Here is a 25,290-nt window from a genome sequence, read left to right as displayed (position 1 = left end):
TCCCACGACATCGCGCTGGACAAGCTGAGCGTGAAGGAGTACGAGGACCCCTTCAAGAGGAGGTGACCCCGCCGGTTTGACCGGCACGCCACGGGTCAAGATGCACTAGGCCTGGACGAAGTCCGGGCCCGCGCCTTTAGACGCGAGCCCGGAGCCCGTGGGTTATACCCTAAGAGCAAACCACCCTTTTTAAGGGTGGTTCTGATTTTTGGGGCATGGTTTTGGACCCTGTGGGCAAAAAATGCCAAATATGAGTACTGCTGCAAAAGAGGTGTCATATTTTTCGGCCTGTTCTGAGCAAAATGGGCTCAAAATCAATTTATCTAACCCCCTTAAAGGGCGTTTGACGGCTTTCAACCTCTTCGAATCGCTCAAAGTAGGCAATTTGCTCTCGATTTTGCTGCTACTAAATTGGTGACAGTACTCATATTTGCCACTTTTTGACCACGAGGTGTTCAGAGGGGCTCTCGACAAGCATCTAACGCTACAATAACTACCACATGGCTGGGTTTTGCCGGCCGAATGTGCGATGCCGTGGGAGGGGACATGGTCGAGTTTACAAAGACGATTAAAGATCCGTTGGGATTACATGCCCGCCCGGTTGCGCTGCTCTATGACATCATTGCCAAGCATCGTAGTGACGTGTCGGTCAGCATCGGCGACCGCCACACGGATGGCCGCGATGTTATGGGCCTCATGGCCCTCTATGGTGAGTGCGGCGAGAGCGTCGTCTTTCGTGTTTCGGGCGTAGACGAGGCTTCCTGCGTTACGTCGATCAGAAACCTCTCGCTCTAAGCATGACGGGGCGCGGCAAAGGACAGCTCTTTGCCGCGCCTTTTTGTTTTGTTTCGTATAGGAAACTTTTTCGAAATCTGAATGGGGACCCTTTCCAAAAAGTTAACCACGTGTTAGTTTACTAAAGCGAACATAGACGTGGTTAACTTTTATCGCGTCGATGTTAAGGACGAACTGACGTTAGGAGCTACTCATGTCTTGCGGACCGCAGATGCCGGCCATGCCGCTTTCGATGGTAAAAGCGGGCGAAACCGTGCGCGTGTCTCGTGTAAAGGGCAATGAGGACATGAAGCACCACCTCAAGGACCTCGGCTTTGTCGAGGGCAACGAAATCCACGTGGTGAGCTCGAGTGGCGCCAATATCATCGTCACGGTGCTGGGCGCACGCTTTGGCATCGATTCCAAGGTGGCCATGCACATCATGACCGTCGGTTAGTTCGCAGCATTTGATAAAAACCGAAAGGGGGACAAGAGGATGAAGACGTTGGGTGACGTTAAGGTGGGCGAGAGCTCTACCATCGTCAAGCTTCACGGTGAGGGCGCGCTTCGCCGCCACCTTATGGACCTGGGGCTCATCAAGGGCACTTCGTTCAAGGTCGTGAAGGTTGCACCGCTCGGTGATCCGGTCGAGATCAACGTGCGCGGCTACGAGCTTTCCATCCGCAAGGAGGAGGCCGCCGTCGTCGAGGTTCAGTAAGGACTCGCGGCGCATATTTCTGCAGATAAAGTTAGGTTTTTCTAACTTAATGCTGCAACTTTGAAGCACATTATCCAGCCCGCGCGGAGAAAGCAGCGCGGACGCACAAGGAAGAAGGATTGAATGGCGGATTCTCAGATCCATGTCGCGCTGGCGGGTAACCCCAACTGCGGCAAGACCACGCTTTTCAACCTGATTACCGGCGCCAACGGCTATGTTGGCAACTGGCCCGGCGTCACGGTTGAGAAAAAGGAAGCCAAGCTCCTAAGCGACAAGAACGTTACCATTACGGACCTCCCCGGCATCTACTCGCTTTCCCCCTACAGTCCCGAGGAACAATGCTCGCGCGATTACCTCATGAGCGGAGAGCCCGATGTCGTCGTCCAGGTGGTCGACGCCACCAACCTCGAGCGCAACCTGTACCTGGCGCTTCAGGTTATCGAGACCGGCCTGCCCGTGGTCGTTGCCCTCAACATGGCCGATCTGGTCGAGAAGAATGGCGACAAGATCGACACAGCCAAGCTCTCCAAGAAGCTCGGTTGCCCGGTCATGATGATCTCCGCTCTTAAGAACAAGGGCATCAAGGAGCTGTTCGAGCAGGTCAAGAAGTCCGCTGCTTCCAAGGGCCAGGTGCCGGAGCACAAGTTCGATTCCTCCATCGAGGACGTTCTGGACCACATCGAGAACAACCTTCCGGCGAGCGTTCCCGCCAACAAGCGCCGCTATTACGCCGTCAAGCTGTTCGAGCGTGATGCAGACGCCTGCAAACTCATCAACCTCACCAAGGAGAAGGCCGCTCGCGTGGAGCAGCTGGTCGCCCAGTGCGAGCAGGATTGCGATGACGACGCCGAGTCCGTCATCACCGGCGAGCGCTATGGCGTCATCGCGCACATCATTGACGAGTGCCTCACCAAGGCTCCGGCCAAGATGAGCACTTCCGAGAAGATCGACCGCGTGGTTACCAACCGTATCCTGGGTCTGCCGATCTTTGTGGTCATCATGTTCTGCGTGTACTACATCGCCGTTTCCACATTGGGCGGCACGGTGACTGACTTCACCAACGACCAGCTCTTCGGTACCGACGGCTGGTATGTGCTCGGCCAGGGCCGCGATGCCTACGACGCAGCTGTCGAGGCCGCTGGCGACGACGCCGATTCGGTTGACCCGGCGGAGTATGGCCCGTATGTTCCGGGTATTACCACCATGGTCCACGACGCGCTTGTGGCGGGTGGTACCGAGGACGGTGGCCTGGTCGATTCGCTCGTCTGTGACGGTATCGTCGGCGGCCTGGGCGCTATCTTCGGCTTTGTGCCGCAGATGTTCCTGCTGTTCGTGATGTTGTCCTTCCTGGAGGACTGCGGCTACATGGCCCGCGTCGCCTTCATCATGGACCGCGTGTTCCGTCGCTTTGGCCTGTCCGGTAAGTCCTTCATTCCTATGCTCGTGTCTTCGGGCTGCGGCGTCCCCGGCGTCATGGCTACCAAGACCATCGAGAACGAGAAGGACCGCCGTATGACGGTCATGACCACCACGTTTATTCCCTGCGGCGCTAAGCTGCCGATCATCGCCCTGCTCATGGGTTCTATCATCGGTGACTCTTCCACCACGGCCGCATGGATCAGCCCGCTCTTCTACTTCCTGGGCGTCTTTGCCGTCATCGCTTCGGGCCTCATGCTCAAGAAGACCAAGCTCTTCGCCGGTCGCCCGACGCCGTTCGTTATGGAGCTTCCCGCCTACCACTTCCCGGCGATCCGTTCCTGGGCGCTGCACGTGTGGGAGCGCTGCTGGGCCTTTATCAAGAAGGCCGGCACGGTCATCTTCGCCTCTACCGTCGTGGTGTGGTTCCTCTCCAACTTTGGTAGCTACAACGGCGCCTTTGGCTTCCTGCCTGCCATGGAGGGCATCCCCGAGGAGTTCATGGACTACTCCGTGCTCGCCATGCTGGGCAACCTGGTCGCTTGGATCTTCGCCCCGCTCGGCTTTAGCACCTGGCAGGCAACCGCACTGACCGTCTCTGGCCTCGTCGCCAAGGAGAACGTCGTCGCCACCGCCGGCTCGCTGCTGTCCGTCGCCGATGCGGGTGAGACCGACCCGAGCCTGTGGACCGCGTTTGCCGGTATGTTCCCGACCATGGGCGCTTGCGTGGCCTTCGGCGCCTTCAACCTGCTGTGCGCTCCGTGCTTTGCCGCCATTGGCACCATCCGCAACCAGATGGACTCTGGCAAGTGGACCGCGATTGCCATCGGCTACGAGTGCGCCTTCGCTTGGGTGATCGGCCTGTTCATCAACCAGTTCTACAACCTGCTTGTCCTTGGGCAGTTTGGTATCTGGACGGTTGTGGCCATTGTGCTGCTGGTTGCGATGCTCTTCCAGATTTTCCGACCCATGCCCAAGCATGCATGGACCGATGAGGACGAGACCAACACTGCTTCCGCCGCAGTTTCCGCTTAAGTCCGAATAAGGATTAACCCCTTTCCACGAGCCCGGGTGTCCCAGCGACACTCGGGCTTTTTGGTGGGAGAGATGTGGCGTTTCCGCAGATAAAACCGACCAAAACAAACCTGTCCCTTTTTGGTAGGTGGAGAATGGGGTAAAGTAAGTTGTGGTTAACTAGAGGAGGCTTGCTATGGCACCTATCGATATTGTTGTTCTGGCCGCTATTGGCGTCGCGTTTGTTGCTGTGTGCGTGCGCATCTACCGTAAGGGCACTTGCGCCGACTGCGCCCAGGGCGGCGCTTGCACGGGACATTGCTCCAACAAAAAGACCTGCGCCGCGCTCAAAGGCGTGGACAAGATTGCCGAGGACTTGGGTCGCGGAATCAAGTAAGGCCCAGACATCTAAGCGCCTCGCGAGCATCCGTTCGCGGGGCGCTTTGCGCATTTGAGGGAGAGCGCGGCGAGTCGAAGAGTATTTTGGGGCCTCGTTAAATCAGTTGCGGTGAAATACGGACTGTTTTGGCTGTCAAAGGCCTTATCTACTCCGTATTCCACCGCAACTTTTTGTGGGGTGGGCTAGAGACGCTGCATGCGGTACCCGACACCCATGTGCGTCTGAATCATCTTGGGGTGAGAGGGGTCTGCCTCGATCTTCTTGCGCAGGGTGCGCATGAACACGCGCAGGCTCGCCAGATCGCTGTCCCAGCTCGTGCCCCATATCTCGCGGGTGATGAAGGTGTGGGTGAGCACCTTGTCGACGTTTTTCGCTAGAAGGACGAGCAATTTGTACTCGGTCGGGGTAAGCGAGAGCTCGCGTCCGTCTTTCGTCGCGTATCCCGCGGCGTAGTCGATATGCAGCGGACCGTTGTCGAACGTGCTTGCTTCTGTCGACTCGTTCGACGCCATCGAGGAGCGCCTCAAATTCGCACGGACGCGCGCGAGCAACTCATCCACAGAAAAGGGCTTGGTGAGGTAGTCGTCTGCCCCTGCGTCAAGTGCTGCAATCTTGTCGGAATCTTCGGTGCGCGCCGAAATGACGATAATGGGGACTGCCGACCAGCTTCGGATCTTCGTGATGACCTCGATACCGTCAATGTCGGGAAGGCCGAGGTCGAGCATGATGAGGCTGGGGCCGTGCGACACCGCATCCATGATGGCGGCCTGGCCGTTGCAAACCTTGCTCACGACATAGCCGTGGAGGTCAAGCGCGGTCGAAACGAGGTTTTGAACGGTCAGGTCATCTTCGACCAGGAGGATGCGTGGCTTAGCGGCATTATTCATGAATCTCGATCTCCTCGGCGGGCAGGGTAAAACGGAAGATGGCCCCATGGGGGTGGTTGTCGCGAACTTCGATGACGCCGCCATGCGCCTCCACGATGGAGCGGCAGAGCGACAGCCCAAGGCCGATGCTTCGACGCGAATCCACGGGCTGCGTATTGCTTGAGGTGAAGAAGCGCTCAAAGATATGAGGCTTGTCGCAGTCTGCCACGCCCGGCCCATCGTCTGCGACGTCCACCACGACGAACGCACCCTCGCGACGTGCGCCGATGGTGACAGTCGAGTCCTCGGGCGTGTATTTGAAGGCGTTCATGATGAGATTCGTAAGCACCTGCATGATGAGATGGACGTCGATGCGTACCAGCAGGATGTCGTCAGTGCGCTCGATGGTGACGGCGCGTCCATGCGATGCTTGGGCGACATGGCTGAGGGCGGCCTCGATGACCTCGTCGATAAGCTCGGATGTTAAGTTGAGGCGAATGGTGCCGTCCTCGACGCGTGTGATGGCGAGGAGGTTCTCCACGGTATCGATAAGCCAGAGGGAGTCGTCGTAGATGGCATCGGCAAGATCGCAGCGTTGTTCGAGGCTGAGCTTCTCGTCGCTCTTCCGAAGGATTGCCGCAGATCCGGATATAGCCGTGAGGGGTGTCCTCAAATCGTGGCCGATGGAGCGCAAAAGGTTGGCGCGCAGCTGCTCGTTTTTCGCCAAGACCGCAGCCTCTTCGCGCTCTTGCGCCGCCCGGTCGCTTTCGAGCGCCAAGGCGCATTCACCTACGATAGATAGGACGATCGAATGCTCGAAGGCTTCGATCTCGCGCCCCTCCAGGTCGATGCCGATGACACCGAATACCTTGTCGCCGGTGCGAACCGCGAGGTAGAGACAGCGCGCCTCAGGCAGGGTCCGCGTGCTTGCGCCTGCGCGCTTGTTGTTGGTGTAGGTCCAGGTTGCAACGGCGCGCTCGTAGTCGGTGAGCAGCGACGTGGATCGGTTTTCGGTGCCAGCGGACTCATAGAGCGTCTTGCCGAGCGTGCCGTGTTCGGCGGTGTAGAAGACCACGTCGAGTTTTAGCAGTTTGATGAGTTGGTTCATGGCGACGCGGGCGCACTCCTCCGCGCTATGGGCTTGCTGCAAGAGCTGGTTCGTTTCGAGGAGTACACGTGTTTTGAATGCGTTCTCGGCGGAGGTGCGAGCGTTGTCGGCGATGCGCGCAGTTAACTCGCCGGCGACCATAGCGGTAGCGAACATGATGCCGAACGTGACCAGATAGCTTCGGTCGTAGCTGGCGAGCGAAAACAGAGGCGTGACGAAGCAGAAGTTGTAAAGCACTACAGAAAGCACGCTCGATACGATCGTGCAGATACGCCCCGTCGTGGTGACGGCGGTCAGCAGGGCCGTGAGGATATAGAGGGATATGATGCTGGAATCGGCAAATCCCAGATGGCGGAAAGCCGTGCCGATCGCCGTGGCGACAAGAGAGAGGGCCAGCGTGCGAAGCACGTCTCGGCTGCTGGGCGGCTGCGGGGCGAGCGCACGGCGGCGTCCTTTGGGCCGGGAGGGCGGAGTCGACTGGTCTGGAATGATGTAAATGTCGAGGTTCGGGGCGAATGTTATGAGCTGTTCTACGAGAGATTTGCGGCCGAAGAGGGCCTGACGGACGCTGCTGTGCTCGCCCGTGCGCCCCATGACGATCTTCGAAATACCCGACAGGCGCGCGAACTCGGAGATCTGAAACGCGACGTCGTCGCCATAGACGGTTTCCATATGTGCTCCGAGCTGCTCGGCTAGGGCGATATTGGCTGCAAGCTTGGCGCGCTCATCATCGCTCATGGCTTGCGTGCGCGGGCTCTCTACGAACAGGGCGACGAGCTCGCTGCGAAACGCTTTCGCCATGCGTGCGGCGGTGCGGACGATGCGGGGATTGGTCGGCGCCGGGGAGACACAGACTAAGATACGCTCCTTGGTGTAGTAGTCACGGTTTCCCAGCACGCGTGCGGCGTCTGTGAGGTGGCCGGTGCGATCGGCGCAGCGGCGCAGCGCGATTTCTCGGAGTGCGGTGAGGTTCTCGACGGTAAAAAAATGCTGTTGCGCTCGGTCGGCTTGTGCGGGACGGTAGACGAGGCCGGCGCGAAGGCGCCCAAGTAGGTCTTCGGGCTCTATGTCGACGAGCTCGACCTGGTCGGCATCATCGAAGATACGGTCGGGGATTCGTTCGCTCACGACAACGCCGGTGATGGATGCAACCATGTCGTTTAGGCTCTCGATATGCTGAACGTTCACGGTCGTATAGACGTCGATGCCCGCATGTAGAAGTTCCTCGACATCTTGATAGCGTTTGTCGTGGCGAGACCCCGGCGCATTCGTATGGGCGAGCTCGTCGACAAGGATGAGCTGAGGGGCGCGTTCGATAGCCGCATCTAGATCGAACTCGCTGAGCGCAATGCCGTTATGCTCAATGAGTTTACAGGGCACGTTCTCAAGCCCTTGTGCAAGATGGGCAGTTGCCGGACGTTCGTGCGGCTCGATGTATCCCGCGACGACGTCGACACCTCGCCGCTTGGCGGCGTGGGCGGCTTGAAGCATCGCATAAGTTTTGCCTGTGCCAGCAGCGTAGCCAAAGAAAATCTTGAGGTGTCCCCGGCTGGTTCGAGCGTCATCGGCGACCTCGTCTTTCTCAATTGCCTTGAGGATGAGGTCTGGATTGACGCGAGTGTCCGATGCGTCGCGCTGCATAGCGTAGCCTTTCTGAAGCGTTGTCCATGCGTGCATACGCGGTGAGGACGCCGCTGTATGCTCGCGAGGTCGAGTATAGGCGCACTGCAGCAGCAATAGTGCTTTCTACCTGCATCTTTACGGCATCTTAAGGTCGTGAGCCCCGGCCCTCACGCCTCTTTAATCCCTAGAAGCGTTTACTGTCCCCAGACGCTTGCGAGAGCAGGCGTCCGAGACATCGGGCCGTGCGTGAAAGGGGCGGTAAATGAACATCCTCATTCCCATCATCGGAGTCGTCTGCATTGGACTTCTTATCTATTACATCTACATTCTGATGAGGAGTGATTCGTAAACTATGGACGCTGCGATTCAGTACATCTTGTACTTTGCCGTGCTCGTCGTCCTGGCCGTTCCGCTCGGTCGGTTCATGGCCCATATCATGGATGGTGAGCATACGTTCCTGTCGCCTGTGATTGCTCCTGTGGAGCGCGGCGTCTATCGTCTGCTTCGCATCGACGCGGCAGAGCAGATGGGGTGTAGGCGCTATCTGGCGAGCGTGCTGGTCTTTTCGGGGATCGGCCTCGTGGCTCTAGTGGCACTCCAAGCGCTTCAGTCCTTCTTGCCAGGCAATCCCCAGCACCTGCCGGGTGTGTCATGGGACCTGTCGTTCAATACGGCTGTTTCCTTCATAACCAACACCAACTGGCAGTCCTATTCCGGTGAGACCACCCTGTCCTATCTTGTGCAGTTCATGGGCCTCACCGTGCAAAACTTCTTGTCCGCTGGCACCGGTATCGCGGTCATGTTCGCGCTCATCCGCGGTTTCCGTCAGGTCAAGGGGCAGGGTCTGGGTTCCTTCTGGGTCGACCTCACCCGCACCGTCCTGTATGTGCTCATCCCGCTGAACCTCGTGTTCGGCATCTGCCTGGCTGCCGGTGGCGTCATCTCCAACTTCCAGCCGGCTCAGAAGGCCGAGCTCGTAGAGCCCGTCGCTGTCCAGCCTAATGCAGACGGCGGCTGGAGCGTCATCGACGGTGTCCAGATCGAGGGCGACACGGTCAAGGTCGACGGCAAGGTTGTCGAGGGCGCGCGCGTGGTCACCGAGCAGTTCCTGCCCCAGGGTCCCGCGGCTCCTCAGGTCGCCATCAAGCAGTCCGGCACCAACGGCGGCGGCTTCTTCGGCGTGAACTCCGCTCATCCGTATGAGAACCCCAGTGCCTTCACCAACATCATCGAGATGACCAGCCTGCTGCTGATCCCGGCCGCCTGCTGCTTCACCTTCGGTATCGGCGTCAAGAACACCAAGCAGGGCAAGGCCATCTTTGCCGCCATGTTCATCCTGCTGGTGATCTTCACCGGCATCATTGCCGTCAACGAGCATGCGGGCACCCCGCAGCTGGCCGATGGCGGAGCGGTCAATATCGAGATGACCGACGGCCAGGCCGGCGGCAACATGGAGGGCAAGGAGAGCCGTTTCGGTATCGCCTCCTCTTCTACCTGGTCCGCTTTCACGACGGCTGCTTCCAACGGCTCGGTTAACTCCATGCACGACTCCTACACTCCGCTGGGCGGTTTTATCCAGATGCTCCAGATTGCTCTGGGCGAGGTCGTCTTCGGCGGCGTGGGCTGCGGCCTGTACGGCATGATCGGCTTCGCCATCCTCACAGTGTTCATCGCCGGCCTCATGGTCGGACGCACGCCTGAGTTCCTGGGCAAGAAGATCGAGCCGGGCGAGATGCGCTGGGCAGTTGTCCTGTGCTTGGCAACTCCGTTTGCCATTCTGGTGTGCTCGGCCATCGCCTGCATGGTGCCCGGTCTTGCCGACCAGCTCAACAATGGTGGCGCGCACGGCTTCTCCGAGGCGCTGTATGCCTTCACCTCATGCGGCGGCAACAACGGATCGGCGTTTGCAGGCATGAACTGCAACATTCCCTGGATCAACGTCATGCTCGGCCTCGAGATGCTGTTCGCCCGCTTCATGCCCATCATCGGTACGCTGGCTATCGCCGGCTCGCTGGCCAAGAAGGGTAAGGTCGCCGAGAGCGCCGGTACCCTGTCTACCACCAACGGCATGTTCGTATTCCTGCTCGTGTTCATCGTTCTGCTGATCGGTGCCCTGAGTTTCTTCCCGGCTCTGGCGCTTGGCCCCGTTGCCGAGTTCTTCCAGATGATTGCGTAAAGGAGGGCGCAGATTTATGGCTATGCAAAAAGACATGATGGGCCGCGCGGTCCGCGACTCGTTTGCCAAACTGGATCCTCGCGTCCAGATTCAAAACCCGGTCATGTTCCTGGTGTGGCTTTCCGCCGTCATGACCTCCGTCCTGGCCGTCGCTTCCATCTTCGGTGTGCAGGACGCGGGTGTGCCCACCTACTATGTGGTCGCCATCGCGGTCATCCTGTGGCTCACCGACCTGTTCTCGAACTTCGCCGAGGCGCTTGCCGAGGGCCGCGGTAAGGCTCAGGCCGATTCCCTGCGTGCGGCCAAGAAGGATGTCGAGGCCCATCGCATCGAGTCCGTTAAGGACAAGGAACACTTCACCGTCGTTCCCGGCACCGAGCTTACGCGCGGCGACCTGGTGATCGTACGCGCCGGCGAGCAGATTCCCGGCGATGGCGACGTCATCGAGGGCGCTGCCTCCGTTGACGAGTCCGCCATCACCGGTGAGTCCGCCCCCGTGGTCCGCGAGGCCGGCGGCGACCGCTCTGCCGTTACCGGCGGTACCGCGGTGCTGTCCGATTGGATCATCGTCAAGATCTCCAGTGAGCCCGGCCAGAGCTTCCTGGACAAGATGATCGCGATGGTCGAGGGTGCCGCGCGCAAGAAGACCCCTAACGAGATCGCTCTGGAGATCTTCCTGGTGGCCCTCTCCATCGTCTTTATCCTGGTCACGCTGGCCCTGTATTGTTACTCCTGCTTCTCGGCCGGTCTTAACGACATGGTCAACCCCACGGCCGTGACCACGCTCGTGGCACTGCTCGTGTGCCTGGCTCCCACTACCATCGGCGCCCTTCTGTCCGCCATCGGCATCGCCGGCATGAGCCGTCTGAACGAGGCCAACGTGCTGGCCATGTCCGGCCGCGCCATCGAGGCCGCCGGCGACGTCGACATCCTCATGCTCGACAAGACCGGCACCATCACCCTGGGTAACCGCCAAGCCGCCGAGTTCATCCCGGTCGATGGCGTCGATCCCGCGGAGCTGGCCGATGCCGCCCAGCTTTCCTCGCTGGCCGACGAGACCCCCGAGGGTCGTTCCATCGTCGTGCTCGCCAAGGAGCAGTTCGGTCTGCGCGGTCGCACGCTCGAGGATAAGGGTATGGAGTTCATCCCCTTCACCGCGGCAACGCGCATGTCCGGTGTGAACTACGAGGGCAATGAGATCCGCAAGGGCGCTGCCGATTCCGTGCGCACCTATGTGGAGGCAGCTGGCGGCGTGTTCTCCCAGGAGTGCGACGAGGCCGTCGAGCGCATCGCCAAGGCCGGCGGCACCCCGCTGGTCGTGACCAAGAACTGTCGCGTGCTGGGCGTTGTGTACCTCAAGGACATCATCAAGTCCGGCGTTAAGGAGAAGTTCGCCGACCTGCGCAAGATGGGCATCAAGACCATCATGGTGACGGGCGACAACCCGCTCACCGCCGCGGCAATCGCCGCCGAGGCCGGCGTTGACGACTTCCTGGCCGAGGCCACCCCTGAAGGCAAGCTCGAGAAGATCCGCGAGTTCCAGCGTGAGGGGCACCTGGTCGCCATGACCGGTGACGGCACCAACGACGCGCCCGCTCTGGCCCAGGCCGACGTCGCCGTGGCCATGAACACGGGCACCCAGGCTGCCAAGGAGGCCGGCAACATGGTCGACCTCGACTCCAGCCCCACCAAGCTCATCGAGGTCGTGCGTATCGGCAAGCAGCTGCTCATGACCCGCGGTTCGCTCACGACCTTCTCGGTGGCCAACGACATGGCGAAGTACTTCGCTATCATCCCGGCCCTGTTCTCGCCGATCTACCCGGGCCTTGGCGCGCTCAACATCCTTGGTCTGGCAAGCCCGCTGTCCGCGGTTCTTTCGGCCATCATCTATAACGCGCTCGTTATCGTCGCGCTGATCCCGGCCGCGCTGAAGGGCGTTAAGTACCGCGAGGTCCCGTCCGGACAGCTGCTGACCCACAACCTGCTCGTGTGGGGTCTGGGCGGCATCGTTGCCCCGTTCGTATTCATCAAGCTCATCGACATGCTGCTCGCGTTCTGCGGCATTATGTAAGTGGAGGTTTGTATGTTCAAAGGTGTTGCATCGCGCGCACTGGGCGTGTTCGCGCTGTTTACCGTTGTCTGCGGCCTGGGCTATACGCTCGTCGTGACCGGCATCGCCCAGGTTGCGTTCCCGTACCAGGCGAACGGATCGCTCATTACGGTCGACGACAAGATCGTGGGCTCCGAGCTGATCGGCCAGAACTTCGAGGATGAGGACCACATGTGGGGCCGCATCCAGAACGTGACTATCGTCGAGGGGGAGGACGGTGGGCTCATGGCCTACGGCACCCCGTCCAATTTGTCCCCGGCGAGTGAGGAGTACCGGCAGCTTGTGGACGCGCGCGTCGAGAAGATTCGCGCCTCCAACCCCGATGCCGATATGGACGCTGTGCCCGTCGACCTGGTGACGTGTTCCGGCTCAGGCCTCGACCCGGAGATCTCCCCCGATGCCGCCGAGTACCAGGTCCCGCGCCTGGCGAAGGCCACGGGCAAGAGCGAAGGCGAGGTGCGCGAGATCATCGCCCAGTGCACCAAGGGCCGTTTCCTCGGCGTCTTCGGCGAGCCCACGGTCAACGTGCTCAAGGTGAACCTTATGCTGGACGGCGCACTGTAGGTGAGGGAGTGGCGGATGAGGGCATGACTGACTATCTGAGCCCTCAATTCCACTCCGCCCATCAGTTGCGGTGGAATACGGACTGTTTTGCCTGTCAAAAGTCTTATCTACTCCGTATTCCACCGCAACTTTTTTGTGAGGGTCGGGATTGAAGGTGGGGAGTGCGAGCGAGTGCGAATGCGGCGGATACTGATACGATAGGTACGTTAGCAACTGCCGCCGAGCGGCTCAAACGAAAGGAAGCCTGTATGGAGTCATCCGCCTACCCGATGCTCTTTAGCCCGATCAAGGTCGGTACGACCGAGGTCAAGAACCGCGTCTTTATGCCGCCGGTGTCCACCAACCTGGCCGATCACGGCTATGTGACCGACGACTTGGTCGATCATTACCGTGCCCGCGCCAAGGGCGGCGTGGGCCTCATCATTACCGAGGTCGTGACGGTCGAGCCCACCTATACCTATCTGCCGGGTGACATGTGCTGCTACGACGACACGTTTATCCCCGGCTGGGAAAAGCTCGCCGCGGCCGTCCACGAGTATGGCTGCAAGATCATGCCGCAGCTCTTCCACCCCGCCTACATGGCCTTTAACATTCCGGGCACGCCGCGCCTGATCGCTCCGTCCTTCGTGGGACCGTCCTATGCCCGCGAGGCACCGCGCCCCATCACGGTCGACGAGATTCACGAGCTCACGCATCAGTTTGGCGACGCTGCCGTGCGTATGCAGAAGGCTGGCGTCGATGGCGTCGAGGTCCATGCGGCGCACGCCCACGGTATGCTCGGCGGCTTTTTGACTCCGCTCTACAACAAACGCACCGACGAGTACGGCGGCTCGCTCGACGCCCGCATGCGCTTCTTGCTCGAGGTCATCGCCGAGATTCGCGAGCGCTGCGGCAAGGACTTCATCATCGACGTCCGTATCTCGGGCGATGAGTACACCGATGGCGGCCTGACCCTCAACGACATGATCTACGTCTCGCGTCGCCTGGAGAAAGCCGGCGTCGACATGATCCACGTGTCGGGCGGTACTACCATCAAGCGCGGCTCCGCGATTCCCGCCGCCGGTACGCAGCAGGCCTCGCATGCCGCCTGCTCGCGTGAGATCAAGAAGCATGTGAACATTCCCGTCGCCACGGTCGGCCGCATCAACGAGGCATGGATTGCCGAGGAGCTGATCGAGGACGGTGCTGCCGATATCTGCATGATGGGCCGCGCCAATCTGTGCGATGCCGAGTTCTGCAACAAGGCTGCTGCCGGCAACGCCGACGACATCCGCCCCTGCATCGGTTGCCTGCGCTGCCTGAACGGCATCATGTTCGGCAAGCGCATCTCCTGCACCGTCAACCCGGACGTGGAGCGCGACGAGGCTGGCTACGAGCCTGCCGCCGAGGCCAAGAACGTACTCGTTGTGGGTGCTGGTCCTGCGGGTATGGAGGCAGCCTACATTGCCGCCAAGCGCGGTCATAACGTGGTGCTCGTGGATAAACAGGACGAACCGGGTGGCGAGATGCGCATCGCGGCCGTGCCGCCGGCAAAGCAGGAGCTCACCCGCGTGATCAAGTACCAGTATCGCCGCCTGGCCGAGGCGGGCGTGAAGTGCATATTTGGCACCGAGCTTACTGCCGAGGACATTCAGCGCGACTACGCGGGTTACGAGGTTGTCCTGGCTTATGGCGCCGAGCCCATCGCTCCGGCCTTCATGCAGGGCTTTAAGCAGGTTATGACGGCCGACGACCTGCTGGGCGGCAAGGCTTTCCCGGGTAAGAAGATCGTCATCGTGGGCGGCGGCACCGTCGGTTGCGAGACGGCAGATTACCTGGCCCCGCTGGTCAACGACCTGTCGCCGGCCAACCGCGATGTCACTGTTATCGAGATGACCAAGACGCTCGCCGCCAACGAGGGTGGTGCCGGTCGCGCGGTTCTCATCACGCGCATGCTCTCCAAGGGCGTTCACGTGCTGACCGAGGCCAAGGTGACCGAGATTACCGAGGACACTATCAGCTACGAGAAGGACGGCGAGGCCCACACCATCGCCGGTGCCGATACGCTGGTGCTTGCCATGGGCTATCGTCCCAACATCAAACTGGCCGACGACCTTGCCGCTGCCGGCGTTGCCACCCACGTGCTGGGCGACGCCAACAAGTGCGGCAACATCCGCGACGCCATCGGCGATGGCTACAAGGTCGCCTGCGAGCTCTAGTCGCTCCCTTGGTGCATGGGAGTCAGGTTAGTTTGCACCAAGTTGATGCATGTAAACCTGATTCCATTGCGCCAGTCGATAGCAAAACACGGCGGCCGCCCCGTTTTGGGACGGCCGCCGCTTGCGTTTTATCAAAGAAAGATCATTGTCGAGCCTTAAATGTCTTTTGTCTGTGCGACTTCCGCAATCATGTTGCGGTTGTACACCAGATGCAAATACATCGCGTCGTGCGCTACGGTGGGGTTGCGCGTGGCGATGGCGTCGGCCACGCCACGGTGAGCGCGGATGGTCTCCTCGACGAGGTTGCCGCCATCCCAGGGCGGCTTCATGGAGTAGCGCCCGTACGCATCGAATTGCTCCTCTCATAGATGTGCGGCACAAAGAGCCCCGAGTTCATGCGAGCTCGGGGCTCGTTTCGTTTGGATTGCAGATGTATTGACAGGCGAAAACAGTCTGCGTCCGATATTGAGCCATACGAAAGCGAAATTATGCGTCTTAATTCCGTACGCAAATCAAGACGAAAACCGTTTACGTCTTGGATAAATCAGTACGCAAACGGTTTTCGTCTTATAATACGGTCATGAATAGTACGAAACGAAGAGGTTGTGCATATGGTTGTTAGAGAGAGCCCTACAGTCGAATATAAGGAAAGCGTTACGCCGACGTTTCTTAAAACGGTGAGTGCCTATGCAAACTACGGGACGGGCAAGATTGAGTTTGGCGTTGATGACGAGGGCGTGGCTGTCGGCCTTGCGGATCCGGTCGCAGAGTGTCTCCGCATCGAGAACATGATTAATGACAGCTTGGACCCCGCTCCCCGTTACACGCTCGAGCCCGATGAGAAACACGGGACCGTAATCCTTACGGTTTATGAGGGCCAGGACAAACCCTATCGAAGCAAGGGAAAGGCCTACAGGCGAAACGATTCGGCAACAGTGGAGGTCGACCGGTTTGAGTATGGCAGGCTGACGCTCGAAGGCGGCAACGTAACGTTCGACGCGCTCACGTCGGCTCGCCAGGACTTGAGTTTTCATACGCTCGAGCATAAGTGTGTTGAACATCTCGGCATTTCTGAACTAACGTCGGATATTATGCGCACGCTTCGCTTGCTCGGCAAGGACGGCTATACCAACGCTGCGGCGATTTTGGCGGATAAGAATGATTTTCCGGGCATCGATTGCGTCCGTTTTGGTGATACCGAGGATGTGATCTTGGATCGCGAAGCGGCGACAAATGTATCCGCAATTGAGCAGGTGGACAGGGCGGTAGCTATGTTTGCACGCTACTACCGTTATGAGCGTATCGAAGGGATGGAGCGCGTCCAAACCGATCGAATTCCTCTCGAGGCGTTTCGCGAAGCTGTCGCAAATGCTTTGGTGCATCGGACGTGGGACGTTCGAGCGAACGTTCAAATTGCCCTGTACGATGATCGCGTCGTTGTGACCTCTCCTGGATCGCTGCCCGCCGGTTTGACGACGGAACAATACCTGTATGGGCAGATATCCGTGCTCAGAAACCCCATCGTTGCAGAGGCCTTCTTAAAGCTGGATTACATCGAGAAATTTGGTACGGGAATCGCGCGCATTAGACGTGCCTATCGCGATTCGGTCAATCAACCAATTTTTGATGTTCGCGGCGGCATGGTGGCCGTCACATTGCCCGTTACCGATGCCCTTGAAGGGTCCGAGGAAGAGGTCCAGGTTCTCAAAGCCTTGTCGGGCGGTCGAATTATGTCGCGAAGCGAGATTGAAAAACAGACGGGGCTGAGCCGCATGCGGACGTTGGTGGCACTCGAATCTCTGCTTGAACGGAATGCAATCGTAAGGCAGGGAACCGGGCGGGCCACGAAATACGAGCGCTCATAGTCAAAAAGAGCCATGGTACAAGACGGACCCCAAGCCAGCGTTGGCTTGGGGTCCGTTATATCCCGGATGGTAACGGGCCGATTATTGTCAAGTTATAGCAAAGTATAGCGACGTACAGCAAAGTATAGTGAGATATAGCAAGCCGTATAGCGCGCCTTGATTATCAACCGTCCGTATTTCACAGCAACTTACAACAGGCTCGAGGTACCAATTTGGGGTGCAGTAGTGCTGCGCCACGAAAAGGGCCTATCTACTACGTTTAAGCCGCAGGGGTCAACCATAGTCGGCTTTTTCGAAAATCGACAAGCTGTCTACCTGCGGTTTTGTTTTCACAGTTTTCGGTATGGCCGAGGCTATCCGTGTTAACGTAGTAGATGGGCCACTTTTGTGACAAGGGGGCCGATCTTCGGGCCAGGGTAGCTAAAAGAGCCCCGTCCCAAAAAGACTGATTGGGAGCCGGGGCGTGTCGATGCGATAGTATTACGTGGTGATATTCGACAAACCGCGGGCTTCATCCGAGGGCTTTATGGAACAACACCAGCATTATCAGAGCTTGCAAGATCAGGCATACAACGCATTACGCTCCAAGATTATCTATGCCGAGCTCAAGCCCGGCACGCGCCTTTCGGCGATTGGTCTGGAAAAGGAGACGGGAATCGGGCGCACGCCCATTCGCGAGTCCTTTGTGCGCCTGCGTGAGCAGGAACTGGTGGAAACTCGTCCCAAAAGCGGCACCTATGTCTCAAAAATCAGCATGGAGCGCGCCGAGAACGCCTGTTTCTTGCGTGAGAAACTCGAGAGAAGCGTGCTCATTAAATGCTGCTCGGCCGCCACGCCCGAGCAAAAGCATCGGCTCGAGCAGATTCTTGCCGAGTCCGAGTCGCTCGGCCATAGCGAGACGCGTCGCTTTTTTGACCTGGACAACCTGTTCCATGAGACGTGTTTTGAGATTGCCGGTCGTCACATGTTGTGGGATTGGATGAAGAGCGTCAACACGCATTTTGAGCGATACAACTGGTTGCGTATGGTGTCGCAGGATCTGGATTGGGAGCCGATTCGTCGGCAGCATCGCCGGATTCTCGAGGCCATTAAGAGGGGCGATACCGACACGGCGAGCTATCTGGCCGAGACGCACTTGCATCTGATGCCCGAGGAACAGGGACCGGTTATCGCCTTGCATCCCGACTATTTCGAGCTGTCCAAAGACTCGTCTATCTAGCCCATCACCGCATCTGCTCGAGACGCAAAAACGATGCTACTCGCCTACAGCGTATTGCAACCGAAATTTTTAAAAAATGCCTAAAATGGCTCAGACCGCCGACAATTGGGAAACGGGGTGCGTTATGGCGCAGATGAGAATCAAGGACATTGCCGCCGAGGCGGGCGTGAGCCCGGCCACGGTCTCGCGCTATCTCAACAACCGCCCTGGGCAGATGACCGAGGAAACCCGTGCTCGCATCGCGGCGGTTATCGAGCGCACCGGCTATCGCCCACGTGCCGCCGCGCGCAATCTGCGCAGCTCACGTACCAACTTCATCGGCGTGATCTTGGCCGACATCGCCAATCCGTTCTCTAGCGCCATGCTCGAAGGACTTTCCGCCAGCGCCGCCGCGCGCGGCTGCTCGCTCATGACGGCCATTAGCGGCAACGACCCCACAAAGGAAGCAGAGTCGCTCACCAGACTTATCGATGCCGGTGTGGACGGCCTGGTCGTCAACACCTGCGGAGGCAATGACGAGGCGATCGCCGCGGCCGCGGGGCGTCTGCCTGTTGTGCTGCTCGACCGCGATGTTGCCGACGGTGGCATCGATCTGGTGACATCGAACAACCGTGAGCTGGTCGCCGGCTTGGTAGACGAGCTCGCCGCTGCGGGCTGTGAGCGCCTGTGCCTGCTCACCGAGGCAAGCGACGACAGCCCCGTGCGTCGTGAGCGCGCCGAGGCCTTTGCCGACGAGCTTTCGCGACGCGGCCTTGCCGGCGAGGTCGTCACCTTGGCCGATGGCGGTGCCACGGGCGTTGGTCGCTTGGACGAGACCATGCGTGACTATGCCGGCAAAAAGCTCGGCCTCATTGCCGTCAACGGCCTGGTTTTCCTGCGTCTGACCGAGGCGCTAGCGCAGCTGGGACCCTCGCTGCCGGCGGGGCTCAGGATCGCGACGTTTGACGACTACCCCTGGAACCATGTGCTCTTTGGTGGCGTGACCACGGCCGCGCAGGACACCCTCACCATTGCCGAGCGCGTGGTCGAGCGCCTGTCCGAGCGCATCGACGTTGTCACCACCACGGTGGGCGAGGCCGCAAAGCTGGCGCCCAAACGCATCGAGGTTCTCGGTCACATCGAACACCGCGCATCAACCTCGCGCTAACCGCTCGTTCGCAACTGCCTGTTCGCACACGTTTTTTGAGCGCTTGATACGCTTTAACCCTGCGGAAACATTTTTCTGCGATAGTATCTGCGATATAGACCAGTCGAAACCCGCCCGAAAGAAAGGGGAGCGACATGAACCAGCAGAACATCGATTACGTACTCCGCTCCGTAGAGCAGCGTGACATCCGCTTTGTGCGTCTGTGGTTTGTCGACATTCTCGGCCGCCTCAAGAACTTTGCCATTAGCCCCGAGGACCTCGAGGTCGCTTTTGAGGAGGGTATTGGCTTTGACGGCTCCGCCATCGAGGGCTTTGCCACGCCTGAGGAAGCCGACATGCTCGCGTTTCCCGACGCCTCGACCTTCCAGATCCTGCCGTGGCGCCCGAGCCACAACGGCGTCGCCCGCGTGTTCTGCGATGTGTGCACCCCCGACCGCAAGCCCTTCGCCGGCGACCCGCGCGATGCCCTGCGCCGTATGTTCTACAGGGCCGAGAAGGCCGGCTACCTGCTCAACGTGGGCGCCGAGCTGGAGTACTACTACTTCCCCGACGAACACACGCCCGAGCCGCTCGACAATGTGGGCTACTTCGATCTTTCGGTGAGCGACGCCGCTCGCGACCTGCGCCGCAACACGGTCCTCACGCTCGAGAAGATGTCCGTGCCCGTGGAGTACACCTTCCACGCCGCCGGCCGCTCGCAGCATGGCATGAGCCTGCGCCACGCCGAGGCCCTGAGCATGTCCGACGCCATCACCACGGCCAAGCTCATCATTAAGCAGCAGGCTTACGAGAGCGGTTGCCACGCCTCCTTTATGCCCAAGCCGTTGGCGGGCGAGGACGGCAGCGCTATGTTCCTGTGCCAGTCGCTATTCGACCACGACGGCAACAACGTCTTTTGGGGCGAGGACGACGAGAAGTACCACCTCTCCGATATCGCCAAGCACTACATGGCCGGCATCCTGGCGCACGCGCGCGAGATCAGCGCCATCACCAACCCCACGGTCAACTCGTACAAGCGCATTACCACGGGCGGCGACTCCGTGCCGCAGTACGCCACGTGGGGCCTGCGTAACCGCGCGAGTATGGTCCGCATTCCGGTCTACAAGCCCGGCAAGCAGCTGTCCACGCGCATCGAGCTGCGCAGTCCCGATCCCATGGCCAATCCGTACCTGGTCAACGCCGTCACGCTGGCGGCTGGTCTGGACGGCATCGAGCGCAAGCTGGAGCTCCCGCCCGAGGCCACGGCCGAGACGCTCAAGCTCACCGACCGTCAGATGGTCGAGGCCGGCTATACGCCGCTGCCGCGCTCGCTCAAAGAGGCGCTCGACGTGTTTGAGGACTCGCAGTTTATGAAGGATGCCCTCGGCGAGCACATCCACAGCTTCTTCCTCAAAAAGAAGCGCGACGAATGGCATAAGTTTGAGTCCACGATCACCGAGTGGGAGATCAAGCACTACCTGGCGAACTCCTAATCACGCTGGCTTGTTCCAGTACGATTGAGCTCATTTCCTTGGAGGCCGATATGTCCGAAAAGAGTGCCCTGTTCATGGCGCGCACGACGCGCTTCCACGAGTTTGCCCGCAGCCTGACGACCACCCTGGGTGTCGAGGTGAGCCTGGCCACCCCCGATTCGCCGACTGCGGCGCACGACTTTGACCTGCTGATCCTCGATTCCGACGGCATCCGCAGCGACCGCATCGATCAGATTGCCAAGTGGCTTGACGATCGCGGCGGCGTCCCCATGTTGGTGATCGTCGACGACGAGGCGCTCGGCACCCTGCGCCTGCCGAATCACGCGCATGCCGACTTTGTATGCCCCACGGCGACGCCCAACGAGCTCAAGGCTCGCGCGCAGCGCCTGATGGGCGAGGAGGAGACCGTCGCCGCCGACGATGTGCTCAACATCGATAACCTCGAGATTAACCTGGCTACCTACCAGGTGACACTCGATAACGAGCCCATCGACCTGACGCTGATGGAGTACTCGCTGCTGAGCTTTTTGGCGACGCATCCCAACCGCGCCTACAGCCGCGAGGTGCTGCTGCACCGCGTGTGGGGCTTTGAGTACTGCGGCGGTACGCGCACCGTCGACGTGCACATTCGACGCATCCGCTCCAAGGTGGGCCCGCAGATCGCGGCGCACATCACCACCGTCCGCGGTGTGGGCTATCTGTTTAAGGACTAGCAAGTAAATAGAGGGCAATGTGAGGGTACCGGAGATTTCTCCAGTACCCTTTTCTCGTTTAGGGCGAAAAGAAGACCTTTCACCGATTAAAAGTGTGTCAGTAAAAACAATATCAAACGTATAACACTATCTAGCGAATATCATTTAGTTACCGTATCTCCCTACTACACGGATGGAGGAAGAAATGCGTTATTCGAGAAAGGTGATTGTCGGATTCATAGTGTTGCTTGCCGCCCTGATGTCTCCAAGGTTGGTTTTTGGAGACGACGACTTGGTCCGTGTCACACCGCAAATAGCTGTGGAGCAAGCGCAGGCTTTCTTTGATGATGTATCGGATGAGCCGGTGACCGCTTGTGACCCAGTAAAAATGGTGAATTCCGATGGGGAATCAATCGGGTATATCGTTCGTGCGAAGCGGGATGACGTTAACTATGGCTACGTCGTATTTGATTCAGAGCGATCTTGGTGGATCAGCGAATACTGCTTGGCTCCGAACGCTCTTTTACCTATCGAGAGTGCAAGCGAAGAAATTGCACTCCTCGCATCCTCGGATAACGTCGTTGCGTTAAAGATTGACGAGCTAACTGTTGGCGTTGCCGACTTAGATAAAAACATTGTTTTAGACGCAAGTGGAAAAAAAGTACCAAATAAATTGTCCTCGGGAGGCAATCGCAGCGGATCGCCGGAACATTTCGATGACGTTTTTGTATCTGCCAAGGATTTGTATAAACAGGGATATGTTGTTGATGCGAGCAAAACGGTTTCGGGAATAATAACGCCAACGCAAACAGAAGTTATCAAAGAAACGGGGACTTATGCTTGCGCTGTTTCGGCAATGTTTGCAGTTAGCAGTCACTATGTGACTTTGAACCGCCTTAAATTGTCCGATTTATACTCGGAGCTTTGGAGGCTGTCGGGGACATGGGAAGAAGAAGGAGGAAAGAAATATGATCAAGCGACTGGTCTGTACTTTACTCAAGGCAAGACTTCTCCTGACAAACCCGCTCCGGCCTTAAAGGAGTTTTGTGCAAGACGAGGCAAGGAGCTTGAGACGTCATTCGTTTGGTATCCGTCATGGGATTCCTTTAGGGTGAATACCGACTCGGGGAATCTGAGTATTTTCTCTGGAAGGCTCCGGTCAAATGGCAGCGGGCACGCAATGGCAGTTGTGGGCTACGTGGCAATGCATAACACATACTCGAATGCCAAGAAGTACCTGCTTGTTGTTTGGAATGGATGGACAAACCAGCTACAGTTTCTTCCATATGACGTATCAATTTACACGTCTCACGATGGCACATATTGCAAGGGTTGATTGTACTCGTGAACGGCGACAAGTTCATTCGAAGGGCAATGCTCCTATTGGTGCTTTCCTTTGCTTTGCTCACCGCAGCGAGCTTCTTTCTGTTAAGGGCGACTAATGGGGGAGAAAACGACACGGTTGTTGCAGTCGAGGTGCGTGCTCTATCGGATGTTCATAACGGGCAATTTGAGGCGCTTATGCCAAGTGGTTGCCGTAAGAGAATCGATATGCGCCGTAAGTCAAGTTCCGGATATGTCTCAGGGTTGAAAGCAGGTGATAAATGGATTCTAGTTTTTGTGGAAGATAAGGAACTTGACGGGACTGTTCTGTATCCCCATTCAGCTGAGAAAGTCAAATCAAGTAGACAAGGGGAATGAAGAATGATTGATAGAAAGCAGTTCTTAGGTCTGATGGCGGGGGCTCCTATTTTGATGCGAGCCGGGATGGCAGAAGCCGTGGAGTTGCCGGACGCTCAGAAGCGATTGACGCTCGTAGTCGACACGGTGGTCAGAGATGAAAATGGCAATGAAAAAACGCGAACAAGAAGCAGAGAGACTATTTTCACGCCAGAGAGCAAAACTGTGTCTGCCGACGCTATGGCCGGTGATGTCATAACAATCCAGAGGGAATCAGATGAAACGTTGCCGCTGCTTGCCAAGATTGAGCTCACAGTCGCTTATTATAACGATAAAACAGAAATTGAGATTCGTTCCGGAAAGTACTCGATAGTCCAAATCGATCCGCTTGTGATGTACGCAAACGCTTGGTATGCGCTCATGCAGAAAGATAAATATGTGATGAACTACTTCACAGAAAGCGAAGCATCATATGAAACGGGGTGGGGGCCAACGCCATACGACGCGGAGAAGGATAAATGGACGTGCGGATCAGGCATGGGTGCGACGATTACGGACTTTATTAACGATTCAACATATAATTTTGCTATCGACTGTTATATTGAATAGACATGACGGCATAAAACGAATTGGCTTATAAGCATGTCATTACTTAAGCAAAGCTGAAATCTTGGCATCTAGTGCTCGGGACTGCCCAGCTTGGGGTACAAATCAACGTGAACAATGATGGCCCGCCACATGTTTGGCGGGCCTTTGGTTATTTGACGAAAGGATCGCAGCCATGAGCGAGAACGATTCCCAGCGTCCCCAGGATGCGGGCAATGCCGGCGATACTCAGCAGCAGCCGCGCGTACAGGTGGAGTCGACGCCTGCCGACGGCAACATTCCCTACGTGCAAGCCTACGACACGCAGACCGGCAAGCCGCTGGGCGGCCAGCAGGTTGTAAACAAGCACACGGTGGTCAAGACCAAGACCAAAAAACTGCCGATCTTTATTACGGCGCTTGCCGGCTGTGCCTGTGGCGCTCTGCTGGTCATCGCGCTCATTATGAGCGGCACGCTCGATATCGGCGGCGGCAGGAACGCCGTGACGGCGGGTGCTTCGGGTTCATCGGCGCAAAAGATCACCATCGACTCCGAGGATACCACGCTGGCCGAGGCCGTTTCTGCCAAGGCCCTGCCCTCCGTGGTTTCCATTACCGCCACTTCGAGCGGCAGCCAGAATGGCTCGCTTTCGCAGTCTGCCGACGAGTCGGACGGCTCGGGCAGCGTCGGCTCGGGCGTTGTGCTCGATACCGAGGGCCACATCCTCACCAACAACCACGTGGTCGATGGCTATGACCAGTACGTGGTTACCATGGACGACGGAACCACGTACGAGGCCGAGTTCGTGGGCAACGATGCCTCGAGCGACCTGGCCGTCATCAAACTCAAGGATGCTGACGCCTCAAAGCTCACGCCGATCGAGATCGGTGACTCCTCCAAGCTCAACGTGGGCGAGTGGGTCATGGCGATCGGTTCGCCGTTCGGCAACGAGCAGTCTGTCTCCACGGGTATTGTGTCGGCGCTCTATCGCTCCACGGCCATGAGCTCTACCAGCGGCAACACCATCTACGCCAACATGATCCAGACCGATGCCGCCATCAACCCGGGCAACTCCGGTGGCGCACTCGTCAACGACAACGGCGAACTCGTGGGCATCAACTCGCTCATCGAGAGCTACTCGGGCTCAAGCTCGGGCGTTGGCTTTGCCATTCCCGTTAACTACGCCAAGAACATTGCCGACCAGATTATCGACGGCAAGACGCCGGTTCATCCGTACCTGGGCGCCACGCTTTCGAGCGTCAATGCGCTTAACGCCCGCACTAACAAGCTGAGCACCGATAGCGGCGCGTATGTGGCAAGTGTCGTCGAGGACGGTCCTGCCGCCAAGGCCGGCATCCAAGAGGGCGATGTCATTACCAAACTGGGCGACGACGAGATTACGAGCGCCGATGGCCTGATCATCGCGCTGCGCAGCCACGAGGTGGGCGAGAAGGTCGAGATTACGCTCATGCGCGGCAAGGACGAGAAAAAGGTTACGGTTGAGCTGGGCTCCGACGAGGAGCTGCAGAACCAGCAGCAGGACGACAGCGCGACTGACACCGGCAACGGCGGTATTACCGACGAGCAGCTGCGCCAGTATCTGGAGGAGCTGCTGGGCCAGCAGGGCCAGGGCCAGAGTCAAGGCTACGGCCAAGGCTACTAG

At 58.6% G+C, this 25,290-nt stretch carries 21 protein-coding genes; 18 read left to right on the top strand and 3 right to left on the bottom strand.

Annotated elements, in window-relative coordinates:
- Positions 1 to 546: 546 nt before the first annotated feature.
- The 5 genes from AB5Z25_RS03640 to AB5Z25_RS03620 all read left to right on the top strand — a co-directional run bounded on the left by AB5Z25_RS03640 (position 547) and on the right by AB5Z25_RS03620 (position 4,319).
- Entirely contained in the window at positions 547 to 795 is a 249-nt protein-coding gene (locus AB5Z25_RS03640; RefSeq protein WP_195404046.1) for an HPr family phosphocarrier protein, read from the top strand.
- 193 nt (positions 796 to 988) lie between these two features.
- Positions 989 to 1,231 carry a FeoA family protein gene (locus AB5Z25_RS03635; RefSeq protein ID WP_022094360.1) on the top strand — a complete coding sequence of 81 codons (243 nt, stop codon included), beginning with the start codon at positions 989 to 991 and terminating at the stop codon, positions 1,229 to 1,231.
- 39 nt (positions 1,232 to 1,270) lie between these two features.
- On the top strand, positions 1,271 to 1,492 hold the full coding sequence (locus AB5Z25_RS03630) for a FeoA family protein (RefSeq protein WP_006234774.1): 222 nt from the start codon (positions 1,271 to 1,273) through the stop codon (positions 1,490 to 1,492).
- A 123-nt stretch (positions 1,493 to 1,615) separates the two neighbouring features.
- Positions 1,616 to 3,943 (top strand): ferrous iron transporter B, encoded by a 2,328-nt coding sequence (gene feoB, locus AB5Z25_RS03625; protein ID WP_368134814.1) that lies wholly within the window; start codon positions 1,616 to 1,618, stop codon positions 3,941 to 3,943.
- Between the two features lie 175 nt (positions 3,944 to 4,118).
- Complete coding sequence (locus AB5Z25_RS03620) at positions 4,119 to 4,319, top strand: hypothetical protein (RefSeq protein WP_368134813.1); 201 nt, start codon at positions 4,119 to 4,121, stop codon at positions 4,317 to 4,319.
- 185 nt (positions 4,320 to 4,504) lie between these two features.
- On the opposite strand, the gene AB5Z25_RS03615 is transcribed toward AB5Z25_RS03620, so the two are convergent.
- Positions 4,505 to 5,209, bottom strand: coding sequence for a response regulator transcription factor (locus AB5Z25_RS03615; protein ID WP_195621785.1), 705 nt, complete (start codon positions 5,207 to 5,209; stop codon positions 4,505 to 4,507).
- On the bottom strand, positions 5,202 to 7,937 hold the full coding sequence (locus tag AB5Z25_RS03610; RefSeq protein WP_368134812.1) for an ATP-binding protein: 2,736 nt from the start codon (positions 7,935 to 7,937) through the stop codon (positions 5,202 to 5,204). Before AB5Z25_RS03610 ends, AB5Z25_RS03615 begins: the two co-directional genes overlap by 8 nt.
- 334 nt (positions 7,938 to 8,271) lie before the next feature.
- Between AB5Z25_RS03610 and kdpA the strand changes: the two genes are divergently transcribed.
- The 4 genes from kdpA to AB5Z25_RS03590 all read left to right on the top strand — a co-directional run bounded on the left by kdpA (position 8,272) and on the right by AB5Z25_RS03590 (position 14,967).
- On the top strand, positions 8,272 to 10,095 hold the full coding sequence (gene kdpA / locus AB5Z25_RS03605) for a potassium-transporting ATPase subunit KdpA (RefSeq protein WP_368134811.1): 1,824 nt from the start codon (positions 8,272 to 8,274) through the stop codon (positions 10,093 to 10,095).
- 16 nt (positions 10,096 to 10,111) lie between these two features.
- Complete coding sequence (gene kdpB / locus AB5Z25_RS03600) at positions 10,112 to 12,166, top strand: potassium-transporting ATPase subunit KdpB (RefSeq protein ID WP_270225537.1); 2,055 nt, start codon at positions 10,112 to 10,114, stop codon at positions 12,164 to 12,166.
- A gap of 12 nt (positions 12,167 to 12,178) precedes the next feature.
- Positions 12,179 to 12,769 carry a potassium-transporting ATPase subunit KdpC gene (gene kdpC / locus AB5Z25_RS03595; RefSeq protein WP_270225538.1) on the top strand — a complete coding sequence of 197 codons (591 nt, stop codon included), beginning with the start codon at positions 12,179 to 12,181 and terminating at the stop codon, positions 12,767 to 12,769.
- Between the two features lie 248 nt (positions 12,770 to 13,017).
- Positions 13,018 to 14,967 (top strand): FAD-dependent oxidoreductase, encoded by a 1,950-nt coding sequence (locus AB5Z25_RS03590; protein WP_368134810.1) that lies wholly within the window; start codon positions 13,018 to 13,020, stop codon positions 14,965 to 14,967.
- A 155-nt stretch (positions 14,968 to 15,122) separates the two neighbouring features.
- On the opposite strand, the gene AB5Z25_RS03585 is transcribed toward AB5Z25_RS03590, so the two are convergent.
- On the bottom strand, positions 15,123 to 15,296 hold the full coding sequence (locus AB5Z25_RS03585) for a hypothetical protein (RefSeq protein ID WP_368134809.1): 174 nt from the start codon (positions 15,294 to 15,296) through the stop codon (positions 15,123 to 15,125).
- A 282-nt stretch (positions 15,297 to 15,578) separates the two neighbouring features.
- Between AB5Z25_RS03585 and AB5Z25_RS03580 the strand changes: the two genes are divergently transcribed.
- From AB5Z25_RS03580 to AB5Z25_RS03540, 9 genes are all read left to right on the top strand, one after another.
- On the top strand, positions 15,579 to 16,832 hold the full coding sequence (locus AB5Z25_RS03580; protein WP_368134808.1) for an ATP-binding protein: 1,254 nt from the start codon (positions 15,579 to 15,581) through the stop codon (positions 16,830 to 16,832).
- Between the two features lie 526 nt (positions 16,833 to 17,358).
- On the top strand, positions 17,359 to 18,051 hold the full coding sequence (locus AB5Z25_RS03575) for a GntR family transcriptional regulator (RefSeq protein WP_368134807.1): 693 nt from the start codon (positions 17,359 to 17,361) through the stop codon (positions 18,049 to 18,051).
- Between the two features lie 124 nt (positions 18,052 to 18,175).
- The gene (locus AB5Z25_RS03570) at positions 18,176 to 19,198 is read left to right on the top strand and encodes a LacI family DNA-binding transcriptional regulator (protein ID WP_368134806.1); all 1,023 of its coding nucleotides are present in this window, start codon (positions 18,176 to 18,178) and stop codon (positions 19,196 to 19,198) included.
- 134 nt (positions 19,199 to 19,332) lie between these two features.
- Positions 19,333 to 20,670, top strand: a complete 1,338-nt coding sequence (locus AB5Z25_RS03565) for a glutamine synthetase family protein (RefSeq protein ID WP_196022687.1) — start codon at positions 19,333 to 19,335, stop codon at positions 20,668 to 20,670.
- A 50-nt stretch (positions 20,671 to 20,720) separates the two neighbouring features.
- Positions 20,721 to 21,383 carry a response regulator transcription factor gene (locus tag AB5Z25_RS03560; protein ID WP_118256204.1) on the top strand — a complete coding sequence of 221 codons (663 nt, stop codon included), beginning with the start codon at positions 20,721 to 20,723 and terminating at the stop codon, positions 21,381 to 21,383.
- 184 nt (positions 21,384 to 21,567) lie between these two features.
- The gene (locus tag AB5Z25_RS03555; RefSeq protein ID WP_347478109.1) at positions 21,568 to 22,698 is read left to right on the top strand and encodes a hypothetical protein; all 1,131 of its coding nucleotides are present in this window, start codon (positions 21,568 to 21,570) and stop codon (positions 22,696 to 22,698) included.
- A gap of 8 nt (positions 22,699 to 22,706) precedes the next feature.
- Positions 22,707 to 23,063 carry a hypothetical protein gene (locus AB5Z25_RS03550; protein ID WP_117648531.1) on the top strand — a complete coding sequence of 119 codons (357 nt, stop codon included), beginning with the start codon at positions 22,707 to 22,709 and terminating at the stop codon, positions 23,061 to 23,063.
- Positions 23,064 to 23,066: 3 nt separating this feature from the next.
- Positions 23,067 to 23,651, top strand: coding sequence for a hypothetical protein (locus tag AB5Z25_RS03545; protein WP_217749795.1), 585 nt, complete (start codon positions 23,067 to 23,069; stop codon positions 23,649 to 23,651).
- A gap of 172 nt (positions 23,652 to 23,823) precedes the next feature.
- Positions 23,824 to 25,290 carry a S1C family serine protease gene (locus tag AB5Z25_RS03540; protein WP_368134805.1) on the top strand — a complete coding sequence of 489 codons (1,467 nt, stop codon included), beginning with the start codon at positions 23,824 to 23,826 and terminating at the stop codon, positions 25,288 to 25,290.

The sequence above is a fragment of the Collinsella aerofaciens genome, assembly GCF_040910325.1.
Taxonomy (GTDB): Bacteria; Actinomycetota; Coriobacteriia; order Coriobacteriales; family Coriobacteriaceae; genus Collinsella; species Collinsella aerofaciens_BL.
This window is presented reverse-complemented; position numbering and strand designations above follow the sequence as displayed.

Coding starts and splice junctions, on each gene's coding strand:
- AB5Z25_RS03640 (WP_195404046.1), top strand. CDS start 547: ATGGTCGAGTTTACAAAGACGATTAAAGATCCGTTGGGATTACATGCC.
- AB5Z25_RS03635 (WP_022094360.1), top strand. CDS start 989: ATGTCTTGCGGACCGCAGATGCCGGCCATGCCGCTTTCGATGGTAAAA.
- AB5Z25_RS03630 (WP_006234774.1), top strand. CDS start 1,271: ATGAAGACGTTGGGTGACGTTAAGGTGGGCGAGAGCTCTACCATCGTC.
- feoB (WP_368134814.1), top strand. CDS start 1,616: ATGGCGGATTCTCAGATCCATGTCGCGCTGGCGGGTAACCCCAACTGC.
- AB5Z25_RS03620 (WP_368134813.1), top strand. CDS start 4,119: ATGGCACCTATCGATATTGTTGTTCTGGCCGCTATTGGCGTCGCGTTT.
- AB5Z25_RS03615 (WP_195621785.1), bottom strand. CDS start 5,209: ATGAATAATGCCGCTAAGCCACGCATCCTCCTGGTCGAAGATGACCTG.
- AB5Z25_RS03610 (WP_368134812.1), bottom strand. CDS start 7,937: ATGCAGCGCGACGCATCGGACACTCGCGTCAATCCAGACCTCATCCTC.
- kdpA (WP_368134811.1), top strand. CDS start 8,272: ATGGACGCTGCGATTCAGTACATCTTGTACTTTGCCGTGCTCGTCGTC.
- kdpB (WP_270225537.1), top strand. CDS start 10,112: ATGGCTATGCAAAAAGACATGATGGGCCGCGCGGTCCGCGACTCGTTT.
- kdpC (WP_270225538.1), top strand. CDS start 12,179: ATGTTCAAAGGTGTTGCATCGCGCGCACTGGGCGTGTTCGCGCTGTTT.
- AB5Z25_RS03590 (WP_368134810.1), top strand. CDS start 13,018: ATGGAGTCATCCGCCTACCCGATGCTCTTTAGCCCGATCAAGGTCGGT.
- AB5Z25_RS03585 (WP_368134809.1), bottom strand. CDS start 15,296: ATGAAGCCGCCCTGGGATGGCGGCAACCTCGTCGAGGAGACCATCCGC.
- AB5Z25_RS03580 (WP_368134808.1), top strand. CDS start 15,579: ATGGTTGTTAGAGAGAGCCCTACAGTCGAATATAAGGAAAGCGTTACG.
- AB5Z25_RS03575 (WP_368134807.1), top strand. CDS start 17,359: ATGGAACAACACCAGCATTATCAGAGCTTGCAAGATCAGGCATACAAC.
- AB5Z25_RS03570 (WP_368134806.1), top strand. CDS start 18,176: ATGGCGCAGATGAGAATCAAGGACATTGCCGCCGAGGCGGGCGTGAGC.
- AB5Z25_RS03565 (WP_196022687.1), top strand. CDS start 19,333: ATGAACCAGCAGAACATCGATTACGTACTCCGCTCCGTAGAGCAGCGT.
- AB5Z25_RS03560 (WP_118256204.1), top strand. CDS start 20,721: ATGTCCGAAAAGAGTGCCCTGTTCATGGCGCGCACGACGCGCTTCCAC.
- AB5Z25_RS03555 (WP_347478109.1), top strand. CDS start 21,568: ATGCGTTATTCGAGAAAGGTGATTGTCGGATTCATAGTGTTGCTTGCC.
- AB5Z25_RS03545 (WP_217749795.1), top strand. CDS start 23,067: ATGATTGATAGAAAGCAGTTCTTAGGTCTGATGGCGGGGGCTCCTATT.
- AB5Z25_RS03540 (WP_368134805.1), top strand. CDS start 23,824: ATGAGCGAGAACGATTCCCAGCGTCCCCAGGATGCGGGCAATGCCGGC.